Raw genomic sequence first — 12541 nt, forward strand, 5'->3', positions numbered from 1 at the left:
GCGCGAATGCCATGAACGGACAGACGACACACCTTTCGCAAGGATGGCGTGTCGTTTTGCGTTCAGGCATAAAGGAAAGGCTGATTGAAGCAAGTCACGACAACAATACGACTCACGACAAGGACTGCTGCATGCCGCGCCCCATCATTCTCGATTGTGATCCCGGCCACGACGATGCCATCTCGCTGATTCTGGCCCTGAGTTCAGACGCGCTCGACGTGCTGGCCGTCACCACCAGCGCCGGCAATCAGACCCCCGACAAGACCCTCAACAACGCGCTGCGGGTACTCACCCTGCTGGGGCGGCATGACATTCCGGTCGCCGGTGGTGCGCCCAAGCCGCTGGCGCGTGAGCTGATCATCGCCGACAACGTGCATGGCGAAAGTGGCCTGGATGGCCCCAAACTGCCGGCCCCCGCCTTCGCCCCCGTCACCCAGAGCGCCATCGAGCTGATGGCCGAGAAGGTCCGTGCCTGTGAGCAGAAGGTCACGCTGGTGCCCTCCGGCCCGCTGACCAATATCGCGCTGTTTCTCTCAGCCCATCCGGAGCTACACCACAAGATCGACAGCATCGTGCTGATGGGGGGCGCGGCAGGTGTCGGCAACTGGACCCCCACCGCCGAGTTCAACATCTTCGTCGACCCCGAAGCCGCCGACATGGTGTTCAAGTCCGGGCTGCCCATCGTGATGTGCGGGCTGGATGTCACCCATCAGGCGCAGATCATGGATGAGGACATCGAGCGCATTCGCGCCATCGACAACCCCGTCGCCCAGTGTGTCGCCGAGCTGCTCGACTTCTTCATGATCTACCACCGTGACCCCAAGTGGGGCTTCAGCGGTGCACCATTGCATGACCCCTGCACCATCGCCTGGCTGCTGAAGCCTGAGCTGTTCACCGCTGTCGAGTGCTGGGTCGGGGTCGAGACACAGGGCGAGCATACCCAGGGCATGACGGTGGTCGATCGTTACCAGCTCACCGGCAAGCCGCACAACGCCAGGGTATTGTTCGATATCGACCGCCAGGGTTTCGTTGACCTGATCGCGCAACAGCTCAAGCACTATCAATGACTACCGATGACTATCGATGACTACCGCTGATCGCCACGCCAGTGCCACTGCGCCACAAGAGCACGGCTATGGCTTCGACTACGACTACGACTACCTGATCGTGGGCTCGGGCTTTGGCGGCTCGGTGTGCGCGCATCGCCTGACCGAGAAAGGCTATCGCGTGGCTGTCATGGAACAGGGCAAGCGCTGGACGCCGGACAACATGCCCCGCTCCAACTGGCGTCTGAGCCGCTGGCTGTGGCGGCCGATGCTGGGACTGCGCGGCTTCTTCACCATGAGCTTCTTCCGTCACGTCATCGTGCTGCATGGCAACGCGGTGGGCGGCGGCTCCATCACCTATGCGCAGACACTGCTGGTGCCGCCTGCCAAGATCTGGGACAACGGCCAGTGGGCGGGGCTCAATGACTGGCATGCGGTGATGCCTGAGCACTACGCCACGGCGCAGAAGATGCTCGGCGTGACGACCAATCGAATCATCGCGCCGGCGGATGACGCCCTGAAACGCATGGCGGAAGTCGCCGGCTGCGAGGACACCTGGTACCCCACCGAGGTCGGCATCTTCTTCGGCCCCGAGGGCGAAAGCGGCACGCCCGACGCCGGTAGCACTCATCCAGACCCCTACTTCGCTGGCGAAGGGCCTGAACGAAAAAGCTGCATCGGCTGTGGCGGCTGCATGATGGGTTGCCGTCATGGCGCCAAGAACACACTCGACAGGAACTATCTGTATCTGGCCGAAAAGCACGGTGCCCAGGTGCACGCCGAGACCAAGGTGATCGACGTCGTGCCGCTCAATGGCAAGACGGATGGTGCCGATGGCTATGCGGTGACGACGGTGCCCTCCACCTTCGCCGGGCTGTATCTTGGCCTGGGCAAGCGCCGCGTCACCTGTCAGTCCATCGTCTTTGCAGGCTCGTCGCTCGGCACCCAGGAGTTGCTGTTCCGCCTCAAGGACAAGGGCTCATTGCCGAACCTCTCGGATGCGCTGGGCAAGCGGGTGCGCACCAATGCGGAGTCCTTGATCAGCTGCCGCATGCCGGGAAGTCGCGATGACATGTCCAAGGGCATCGCCATCGGCTCCGGCATCCATATCGATGAGCACACCCATATCGAAGCCACGCGCTATCCGGCGGGCTCCGATTTCATGGGGCTGCTGTTCACCGCGATGGCCAGGGGCAAGCCCGGCTGGACACGCCCCTTTTCCTGGCTGAGCGCGATGGCGAAGCTCTTCCTCGCCAATCCACTGCGCGCGCTGAGATTCCAGCTGCCGTGGGGCTTCGCGAAGGAGACCATCATCTTCCTGTGCATGCAGACGGCGGAGGGCCACCTGGACATGACGCTCAAACGCCTGTGGTACTGGCCATTTCGCAAGGCGCTGGTCACCGAAGGCAAGCGCATTCCCACCTTCATCCCCGAGGCGAATGACTTTGTCACGCGTGGCGCCAAGGCTATCGGCGCCATCCCCGGCAGCAGTATCCCCGAGATACTCTTCAACATCCCGACCACGGCGCACTGCATGGGCGGTGCCGCCATGGCGGCCTCCCCCGAGGACGGCGTCTGCGATGGGCAGAATCGCGTCTTCCATTACCGCAACATGCTGATCTGTGACAGCTCGATGCTCGCCGCCAATCTGGGCGTCAATCCCAGCCTGACCATCACCGCCCTGGCGGAACATGCAATGAGCCATATCCCGCGCAAGGACTGATCTTCACAACGCCCGGTGTGGAAAGTGCTGGTGCAGGAAGTACTGGTGCAAGAGGTGCTGGCGCAGGAAGTGCTGGTGTAGAGAGAATGCGACGGCTGGTATCATTGCCCGCCAGAATTCTCAGGCTATGTGCCTACAACGCGCGGGATCGATCAACACGGGAGCAACAGCAATGAAACGGGTGTCACTCTTCACCATGGCGAACTGCCCACACTGCAAGACAGCCAAGCAGTATCTCGAGCAGCAGAAGATCGGCTTCCGCCTGGTGGATGTCCGCTCCCCCGCGGGACAGAAGGAATTCGCCAAGACAGGCTTTCGCAGCGTGCCTGTCCTGAAGATTGGTGATCAGTTCTTGAAGGGTTTCAGCGTAAAGGGCTTCAATGAGTTTTATAAGGATTGAATTGGGTGCTCTCTATCTTAACCACCTCGGAAACTCTCAATTATTCTTCTAACAACACTTCAATATACAATAATAAGCAACTAGCAATTCACAACTTTATCTTTCAACACTACAGAACACTTGATTCGATAATTCGGCTCACACCACTTACTGGCTGACAGACTTCTTGACGACATAATATATAACAAAAACTTAGATATACAAAACCACCTTAGACTGCACCATGATATATACCTCTGGCTAAAAATTACGGCCTACTTTCTAGAGAGTAGCCAGAGATATATCATCTACACTCTTACAAATCAAACTTCATGAGTTTGACCTTTGGCTTGGCCTGCTCTCCAATAGACTAAGCTTATGCTTTAAGGACGGGTGAGTTTTAAAATCTTTACTTTGGTTCATGAGCAATCTTAAATTATTATATCTGAAAACCCAGCGACCATGATGCTTTTGTCCGATAATTGAATTTTCAAATAGGAACTTTAAGCTTTTCATCATATCAGCAGCAGATGATTCCGGAAAAGCAACTCTATATTGCTTTTCAAAAGCAGCTTTATCGAAAGTCTCATATTCTATTAGCTGAAGAACTCCAAGCAAGTCTTCAATTTCCGGATAGAGGGCTGACCATTCATCTATCAGCTCATTATAAATACTCGTTGATGCTTCTATTTCTGCCGAATAAAGCTCAGCGGAGCTATATAAACCAGCTCCTTTATTTTCTTCCCGTACGGCTCTCAGCTTATTAAAGTAAACAATAATATCTCGTGGCCTATTAAAAGACCTTTTAATAATATGCTTAAAAGGTGGTGTCTTCTGTCTAGCCATCTTGAAGCTAAAAACACAATTTGACTTCAATGTTTCGTCTAGCCCAGAGCTAGGTGGAGCATATTTTCTGATTCTCTCATAGAACATATCATTTAATGAATCATGATCCCATTCAATAGTTACAGATGGGCCTTGGATCAACTTATTTTTATCATTGAACTTTAAGGTTTGATATATATCAGTTCGCAAGAACACAACCACCTTGAGATTACTATTTAAGTCCGGATCCAACGACAGGGAGCTACATACGTTAAGGAGATTTACGAGCATTCTACTATACTCTTCGATCTCTCCCTCTAGCCAATTTTCATCAAGTTGATCCAATGCAATCAATATTTTATAGTCTCCACTGTTATTCCTAAAAACAGATTCAAAATATTCCAATAAGGTGAAAGCATTCGTCCTAAGTCTAGACTGCAATTCTTCACTAGATGCAATATCATCAATAGTGAATTCTCCTGCCTCTAACGTTAAATCATCCAGGCCTGCACTAGGGCCTCTAACAGACTTTAAACGAATCACTTTCGATAGCAATACTTCTTTTAAAGTTGGATTAGGACTCCCATATATCTTCTCGATATAAGATTTAGCTTTAACGAGCTCTTTGGACAGCTTTTTACCATCTCTACTTTTAAGCTCAATAAGTTTAGAAAGAGCTTTAACTGTAATTAGGTAACTCCAGCTTTTCTGATAAGCTGTATTCAGACTGCCTAATGCTTCTTTATAAATCTGATGTGCCGGCCATGGATAATGTCTAAAGTTAATGCAGAGAGACTCTTGATTGTCAATATTTTCAGATTCAGTAGACTTAAGATATTCATGGATAGCCGTCTTGCCAGAGCCTTTTTTCCCTAATACCAGCCATGCCTTACCAAACACCACTTTGTTGATTTCAGGACGTTGGATAAAATATTTTAAAAGCTCGCCATCCGTTTCAGCAGAAATCTCAAACTCTGGAAGCCAGTCTACGACATTGTGCATTAAATCCCCCTTAAATATAAAATATTACCGCCTCGTACAAATGCAACATACAACCCTCAAGCAATGTTAGAAATCACCATAGATATTGACCTTTAACATCCCTATCCTTTCTGGAGTATTAGATGGATACCCCATTCAAGACTGAGAAAGCCAACATCAGGTATTAAAACTACCTTTGAGAGGCTACTCCACATCACCAAACCCACATTAGTACGACAAGATTCTGTTATTCGCAAGAAAAATGTGGGACTCGGGAAAGGCCGGTAGGCGTACAGACTAAACTTAGTGTGTAGTAATAGTGGAGGGCATTAGATAACAGCCATCGATAGAAATTAAGTAGTTTGTCATTGTCACTGGAGCGCTTCAATAAAACCAGTATGGCTGCAAGCGCTAGCCAGTAATCGGATACTTGAGCCTCAATCTCTCTTCAAAGACACTCCTCCTTGCTAAAACTCACCCTCACCGAATCTCATCTTCAACACAATTCAGCCTCTCAATCAAGAACATCACGTCATATCGGCCGATGTAGAATGCTCATGCAGAATTATGCAACCTCTCAATATTCGCCACTAGATCGGTAAATCTCTCTCCCTGGATATGCACATGATCCTTCAATGCCTGCTCGGCAGCAGCGGCGTCGCCGGCTTCGATGGCGGCGACGATGGCTTCGTGTTCGGCGTAGGAGCTGTGCATGCGGTGGCGGACGTGGAGTTGCAGGCGGCGATAGGGCTTGAGGATGGCGTGCAGGCGCGTGGCTTCTTCGGTGAGGAAGGCGTTGTGGCTGGCGCGGTAGAGACAGTGATGAAAGAGGCCGTTCTCGTAGTAGTAGCCATTGGCGTCGTCGGCTTCCAGGCGTTCTCGGCAGGCGGCGTGGGCGTCCTTGAGTTCCGAAAGCTCCTGCGTGGTGATGCGCCGCGCGGCGAGTCGGCCGCACATGGCTTCCAGTTCCGCCATGACTTCAAAGCGTTCCACCAGCTCCGAGACACCCAGCTGCGTCACGAAGGTGCCACGCTTGGGCACCACCTTCACCATGCCGGAGGCCGCCAGCTGCTGCAGCGCCTCGCGGATCGGCGTGCGGGAACACTGATACTCGCGGCCTAGCGCTTCGGGGTCGAGCTTGGTGCCCGGCGGGAAGCGCCCTTCGACGATGGCATCTTCCAGCAGGTCTCGCAGGCGTTGCGCATGAGACATCTTGATCATCATCGTCGTCCTTGTGCTGTGGCCTGACGGCGCTTCTCTCGAAAGCGGCCCCTTGAATCCCTGTGAGCCTGAGCGCTGGAAAACTGAAGAGCCTGAGAGCTCGAGAGCCTACAAGCTCGAGCGCGACGGTCTCGTCATTGCGATGATGCTTGATGAGCCGTCATTGATTCACCGCAACCCCGCCCAGCACCACGCCGTTCTCGCAGCATTCTGCCCTCGCTCTCCTGCCTTCATTGAACAGGGAAGTGGCCGTGCAGGAAACTGACTTTAGTCTAGTCATGCATGGGATTCCTTGACGCTACCACACGATGCGCCTATCTGTTGTATACAACAAGACGACGCAAATATTTAAGCCTCAGACGCCATACTGAGAGCTTGAGCAGTGAACACGTCGCTTCGTCCCGCGCCTTGAGGAACCGCCATGAACATCAATCTGAGTTTTCTGCAGGATCTGCTGACCCATGTCGGCCAGCGTGCCCGTCAGCAGGTTGGCCTCTCGCCCGGCGCCGGCAATGAAGACACCGCCCTCGCCCGCCTGACCGAGAGCTGCCACAGCCTCACCGAGAGCAGCGGTGAAGCCTCGCGCATCATGATGGCCCAGCGGGCGCTGGAGGATTATCAGCAGCTGGATCACGAGCAGCGCCTCGCCTTCTTCCAGCTGCTGGCCGAGCATTACGCCGCCGATGAAGACCGTATCCACGCTGCCTACGCGGCCTATCGCGACTCCCCGGACAACGCTAATCTCAGTGCGCTGTTCGCCGCCAGTGAACCCAGACGCCAATCGTTGCTGCGCCGCCTGAACCTGTGCCCCGGCGGCACCTATGAAATCGTGCGCATGCGTGCCGACCTGCTCAAGCTCATCAAGCAGCATCCGGAATTGAAGCCGCTGGATGCCGACTTCGCGCATCTGTTCGCCTCCTGGTTCAATCGCGGCTTCCTGATGCTGGAGGCCATCGACTGGAACACCCCCGCGGCGGTGCTGGAGAAGATCATCCGCTACGAGGCGGTGCATGCCATCCAGGACTGGAGCGATCTGCGCGGGCGCCTCGACCCCGAGGACCGCCGCTGCTACGCCTTCTTCCACCCGGCCATCGGCGATGAGCCGCTGATCTTCGTCGAGGTGGCGCTGTGCAAGGGCGTGCCCAACAACATCCAGCATCTGCTCGCCAACAGCGGCCAGACCACCGAACGCGAGGCGGACACCGCCGTCTTCTACAGCATCAGCAATTGCCAGAAGGGCCTGAAAGGCATCTCGTTCGGCAACTTCCTGATCAAGCAGGTGGTGCAGGAGCTGCAACGCGAACTGCCCAATCTCAGCCGCTTCGTCACCCTCTCGCCGGTGCCCGGTTTCAGTCAGTGGCTGACACGCGCGCGTGATGAGGAAGGCCTGGAAGTCTCCGACCTGCTGGCCCATCACCTGCAGCACGATGACTGGATGAATGACGAGGAGGCCCAGCAGAAGATGGCACCGGAACTGCGCGCCCTCGCCGCCCACTATCTGGTCAACGTCAAGCACCGCAGCGGCCAGCCGATGGACCCGGTCGCCCGCTTCCACCTCGGCAACGGTGCCAGCCTGCATCGCCTCAACTGGCCGGGTGACACCTCCCCCAATGGCCGCCAGCAGGCCCACGGCCTGATGGTCAACTACCTCTATGAGCCACACCGCATCGAGCAGAACCACGAGGCCTTCAGCCGCAACGACAGCGTGGTATGCAGCAGTGAGGTCAAGAAGGAATCGAAAGCCAACAAGGAGCTGGCCAAGGCACCGAAGCGTGAGGCCAGGAAGGAAAGCGATACCCTGTCCAGTTCGCCCCTGCCATCAAAAACAGCCGAACAGCCACCCACACCGAAATCGGCCTCGGATGCCAGCGACAGCAAGCCAACGCCGTCACTCGAGAAATAAGTCACTCGAGGAAAGAGTCACACAAGGAATGAGCCACTCGGCAGGCACGCCACCTGCCGGAGCACGCCGGATCAGAACGTCGCCTTGCGTCAACGCCTCATGACAAGACAAGGCTCATGACAAGACAACGCCTCACGATAAAAACAACGCCATTGGAGCCAACGATGTCTCACGCCAACCACGACAACCTCTATCTGCAATTCGCGCGCAACTTCGATGAGCGCCCGGATGCCACCTTCCTCGATACCATCGAAGGCCACGGCTACACCTTCGCCGAGGCACGCAGCGCCGCCGGTCAGATGGCCACTGCGCTACGCGAGCTGGGCGTGGCACCGGGCGACCGCGTCGCAGTGCAGATCGACAAGAGCTGCGAGACCGTCATCCTGTATCTGGCCTGCCTGCAGGTCGGCGCGGTCTATCTGCCGCTGAATACCGCCTACACCGGCGAGGAGATCCGCTACTTCCTGGGCGACGCCGGGCCGCACCTGTACGTCTGCCAGCCCAAGGTGCTGGAGACGGCACGCGCGCTGGGCAAGGAATGTGATGTGCCGCGTGTCGAGAGTCTGGGCACCGAGCAGGACGGCACCCTGATGGAGCAGGCCCGCCAGTGCAGCGCAAGCAGTGAAGTCGAGCCACGCGCCGCCGATGATCTCGCCGCTATCCTCTATACCTCCGGCACCACCGGGCGCAGCAAGGGCGCGATGCTGACCCACGCCAATCTGGCCTCCAACTGTCAGGCGCTGGCCGAGACCTGGCGCTTCACCCGTGATGACCATCTGATCCACGCCCTGCCCATCTTCCATACCCACGGCCTGTTCGTGGCCTGCAACATCGTGCTGACGGTGGGCGCCTCGATGACCTTCCTGCCGAAGTTCGATGCCGAGCAGATTCTGGATCTGATGGCGCGCTCCAGCGTGCTGATGGGCGTGCCGACCTTCTACACGCGCCTGCTGGAATCCGAGCGCCTCAATCGCGAGACGACCGCCGGCATGCGGCTGTTCGTCTCCGGCTCCGCGCCGCTGCTCAGCGAGACCCACAGTGAGTTCAGTGCACGTACCGGCCACGCGATTCTCGAACGCTACGGGATGACCGAGACCAACATGAACACCTCCAACCCCTACGACGGCGAGCGTCGTCCCGGCACGGTGGGCATGGCGCTGCCCGGCAGCGAAGTGCGCATCACCGACCGTGAGACAGGTGCCACCTTGCCGCGTGGCGAGACAGGGCTGATCGAGGTGCGCGGTGCCAACGTCTTCAAGGGCTACTGGAAGATGCCGGAGAAGACCGCCAGCGAGTTCCGCGAGGATGGCTTCTTCATCACCGGGGATCTCGGTCATATCGATGCCGATGGCTACCTGTGCATCAGCGGCCGTGACAAGGACCTGATCATCTCCGGCGGCTACAATATCTACCCGAAGGAGGTGGAGCTGCTGATCGATGACATGCCCGGCGTCAATGAATCGGCGGTATTCGGCGTGCCCCACCCGGACTTCGGCGAAGGTGTCTGCGCGGTGGTGGTCATGCAGGCCGGCCACCAGGGCAGTCTCGATGAAGCGGCGGTGCTTGCCGCCCTCAGCGACAAGCTCGCCCGCTACAAGCAGCCCAAGCGCGTGTTCTTCATCGAAAGCCTGCCGCGCAACGTGATGGGCAAGGTGCAGAAGAAACAGCTGCGCGAGGAATATGCACAGCTGTTCGCCCCTGAGCCGGCCCGCTCACACGCCTGAACGACAGCCACCGGAGCGTCTATCTCGTCATTCATCAAGACGCTCATCGAGACAACCGGCTTGAGGTATCAAGCAACATGAACCTGCCGGCAGCCGATCACGCCAATCGTCGCTGCCGGTAGCCCCTCTCACCCTTGAACTGACGAGTGATATTGACCCGCAAGACCCTGACATGTCGGCAGGGGATGGACACTCGCTGTTCGCCCATCTGCCGACAAGGATTCACGCCTGCAACACTCTTGAATTCTCGCGGTACCTGAAACGCCACAACACAAGCAACGCCAAAAAAACGCGACAGACAACAACAAGAAGGTAATACGCCATGGTGATCTACGGAGTTGCCCTGCTGGCAGGGTGCATGATGGCCGGTCTCGTGATCGGTGATCTGCTCGGAGAAATGCTCAATATCGATTCCAATCTCGGCGGTGTCGGCATCGCCATGCTGCTGCTCATCTTCATCACCGGTGTGCTGAAGGACCGCGGCAAGATGGCCGACAGCACCTCCAGCGGCATCAATTTCTGGAACGCGATGTACATCCCCATCGTGGTCGCGATGGCCGCCAGCCAGAACGTGGTCGCGGCCTTCAGCGGCGGCATGGTCGCGCTGGTCGCGGGCGTGCTGGCGGTGGTGCTGGGTCTGGCACTCGTTCCTCTGCTGACCGGCAAGCGGCCGGAAACCGCACTGGAAGAGGCTCCCCTGCCCGACGAGAACCGCCCCAGAACCTCAGTGACGACAGGCGCCCCGGTGCTGGATCGCAGTCGCCATGCCTCCCCCACTCCTGCTCACAAACACTGAGGGCTGACCCATGATCGAGTCACTCGTCCACCTGTTCGACAAGTATCATCTGGTCGCTGCCTTCGCCGTGATCGGACTGGCGATGTATGTCGCCTACTGGATCAGCAACAACCTGACACGCGGCAAGCTGCACGGCTCCGCCATCGCCATCATCCTCGGCCTGGTGCTGGCCTACGTGGGTGGCGCGACCACCGGCGGCAGCAAGGGGCTCTCGGATGTCACGCTGTTCTCGGGACTCGGCCTGATGGGGGGCGGCATGCTGCGTGATCTCGCGATCATCGCCACCGCCTACGGGGTCAATCTCAAGGAAATCCGTCAGACCGGCTTTCGGGGTGTCATCGCACTGTTCGTCGGCGTGCTGATCTCCTTCGTCGCCGGTGGTGGCGTCGCCATCGCCTTCGGCTATACCGATCCTGTCGATATCACCACCATCGGTGCGGGCGCGGTCACCTACATCGTCGGCCCGGTCACCGGTGCCACGCTCGGGGCCAGTTCCGAAGTGGTCGCGCTGTCGATCGCCGCCGGCCTGGTGAAGTCGATCCTGACCATGGTCGCCACGCCGATGACGGCGCGCCTGATCGGGCTCGACAATCCGCGCTCCGCGATGATCTTCGGTGGCCTGATCGGCACCACCAGCGGTGTGGCGGCGGGCCTTGCCGCCACCGACGCCCGCCTGGTGCCCTACGGTGCCATGACCGCCACCTTCTACACTGGCCTAGGCATCCTGCTCGCCCCGACCGTGCTGTTCCTCGCGGTACGTGCGGTGATGTAAGCGCTGCTCTGACACAAGCAGCCCTGAAGCAAAACGACGGCGGCATCAGCCAGGACGAAGAATGTCCCATGCTGATGCCGCCGTTTGCTTTCACTCTCTACTCCATTTCACTGCTTACGTTGTTCAGCTCATGCATCCGCGATCAACGTGGCCTCATCAAGCGTTCCATCACTGCCCGCGCGGCGGGCCACATCACGCTGCCGTGGTCTTCGCCCTCGAACAGTCGCCACTGGACGGCTGCCTGCGGACAGTGCTCGCGCAGCTGGCGTGCATGCTCATGTGCGTTGTCGATCATCGCGCGCTGGACACGCAGCCTGTCACGCTCAGGGTCCTGCCGCCTGGGCTGCGGCGATTGCTCGCGTCCGCCAGCGGCGATGTACACCGGGCCCGCCATCTCGGAGCAGGCAAGACGCAGCGGCCAGTTGGCCGGGTCATTCTCCTGCCGCCACCACAGCGAAGGGCTGATCGCGAAGATGGCCCCGAAGGCCTCGGGCGCCTTCTGCTGGGCATGGAGCGCGAACAGGCCGCCGAGTGAGTGGCCGACCAGCGCAGGCCGCTCGAGATCGAGCGGATAGCGTGAGGCCAGTTCAGGCAGCAGAGACTGGGTCAGGTAGGCGAGAAAATCCTCGCCACCGCCGGTACCCTCTGGCGCCGTGCCGGTGGTGAGCGGTGGCGTGAAATCCTTGAAGCGTGCTTTAGAGATAAAGGCTCTGTCAGGGCCGCGACCGTCACTCCCCGCATAACCGACCGCGACGATGGCGAGATCTGACGGCGCCTTGTCAAATCCACGGCGTCCCAATATGTCGCGCGCTGCCGTGAACAGATCAAGATGACGATTGCCATCCAGCACCAGCAGTACCGGATAGCCGCCCTGGGAAGGTGCGATCTGCGGCAGCGTCACCTGGATCAGGTAGTCATGTCCCGTGGCTGTTGAGTGCTGCGTGAATGCGGTCGTCGTTCCCTGCAGCACCCTGGCGTCTCCCATGTGGCTCATGACGGGGGCGGATGACAGCAGCACGCCTGACGTCACTCCTGCCATCACCCACCGGCGTCCCCAGCCACGCAGTCGGTCGTGCAATCGGTGGTGCCATCGGTCATGAAACGGTGGACGAGCGCGAGAAGGACGTCCCTGTCCTTCTCTCACTGCCGTTGTCGCCTTGATGAGTGTCAT

General features: G+C 57.9%; 11 protein-coding genes. 8 read left to right on the forward strand and 3 right to left on the reverse strand.

Annotated features, from left to right (window positions below; all coding sequences use genetic code 11):
* Positions 1-131: 131 nt before the first annotated feature.
* The 3 genes from rihA to OW493_RS06375 all read left to right on the forward strand — a co-directional run bounded on the left by rihA (position 132) and on the right by OW493_RS06375 (position 3169).
* Positions 132-1067, forward strand: a complete 936-nt coding sequence (gene rihA, locus OW493_RS06365; RefSeq protein ID WP_289863625.1) for a pyrimidine-specific ribonucleoside hydrolase RihA — start codon at positions 132-134, stop codon at positions 1065-1067.
* A 16-nt stretch (positions 1068-1083) separates the two neighbouring features.
* Positions 1084-2769 carry a GMC family oxidoreductase gene (locus tag OW493_RS06370; RefSeq protein WP_289863626.1) on the forward strand — a complete coding sequence of 562 codons (1686 nt, stop codon included), beginning with the start codon at positions 1084-1086 and terminating at the stop codon, positions 2767-2769.
* A 172-nt stretch (positions 2770-2941) separates the two neighbouring features.
* On the forward strand, positions 2942-3169 hold the full coding sequence (locus OW493_RS06375) for a glutaredoxin family protein (RefSeq protein ID WP_289863627.1): 228 nt from the start codon (positions 2942-2944) through the stop codon (positions 3167-3169).
* A gap of 309 nt (positions 3170-3478) precedes the next feature.
* On the opposite strand, the gene OW493_RS06380 is transcribed toward OW493_RS06375, so the two are convergent.
* Positions 3479-4975: a hypothetical protein gene (locus OW493_RS06380; protein WP_289863628.1), complete on the reverse strand. Its 1497-nt coding sequence runs from the start codon at positions 4973-4975 to the stop codon at positions 3479-3481.
* 534 nt (positions 4976-5509) lie between these two features.
* On the reverse strand, positions 5510-6175 hold the full coding sequence (locus OW493_RS06385; protein ID WP_289863629.1) for a GntR family transcriptional regulator: 666 nt from the start codon (positions 6173-6175) through the stop codon (positions 5510-5512).
* On the opposite strand from OW493_RS06385, the gene OW493_RS06390 reads away from it, so the two are divergent.
* From OW493_RS06390 to madM, 5 genes are all read left to right on the forward strand, one after another.
* Positions 6168-6440, forward strand: coding sequence for a hypothetical protein (locus tag OW493_RS06390; RefSeq protein ID WP_289863630.1), 273 nt, complete (start codon positions 6168-6170; stop codon positions 6438-6440). The genes OW493_RS06385 and OW493_RS06390 overlap by 8 nt on opposite strands.
* 156 nt (positions 6441-6596) lie before the next feature.
* The gene (locus OW493_RS06395; protein ID WP_354670134.1) at positions 6597-8078 is read left to right on the forward strand and encodes a malonyl-CoA decarboxylase family protein; all 1482 of its coding nucleotides are present in this window, start codon (positions 6597-6599) and stop codon (positions 8076-8078) included.
* Positions 8079-8242: 164 nt separating this feature from the next.
* Positions 8243-9802 (forward strand): malonyl-CoA synthase, encoded by a 1560-nt coding sequence (locus OW493_RS06400; RefSeq protein WP_289863631.1) that lies wholly within the window; start codon positions 8243-8245, stop codon positions 9800-9802.
* Between the two features lie 322 nt (positions 9803-10124).
* Positions 10125-10598, forward strand: a complete 474-nt coding sequence (gene madL, locus OW493_RS06405; RefSeq protein ID WP_077376063.1) for a malonate transporter subunit MadL — start codon at positions 10125-10127, stop codon at positions 10596-10598.
* Between the two features lie 10 nt (positions 10599-10608).
* Positions 10609-11370 (forward strand): malonate transporter subunit MadM, encoded by a 762-nt coding sequence (gene madM, locus OW493_RS06410; protein ID WP_084208591.1) that lies wholly within the window; start codon positions 10609-10611, stop codon positions 11368-11370.
* Between the two features lie 142 nt (positions 11371-11512).
* Here the strand turns inward: madM and OW493_RS06415 are convergent, their stop codons facing one another.
* Positions 11513-12388: an alpha/beta hydrolase-fold protein gene (locus OW493_RS06415; protein ID WP_289863633.1), complete on the reverse strand. Its 876-nt coding sequence runs from the start codon at positions 12386-12388 to the stop codon at positions 11513-11515.
* Positions 12389-12541 lie beyond the last annotated feature (153 nt).

Origin of the sequence: Cobetia sp. 14N.309.X.WAT.E.A4 (assembly GCF_030397495.1) — a bacterium.
Classification (GTDB): Bacteria; Pseudomonadota; Gammaproteobacteria; order Pseudomonadales; family Halomonadaceae; genus Cobetia; species Cobetia marina.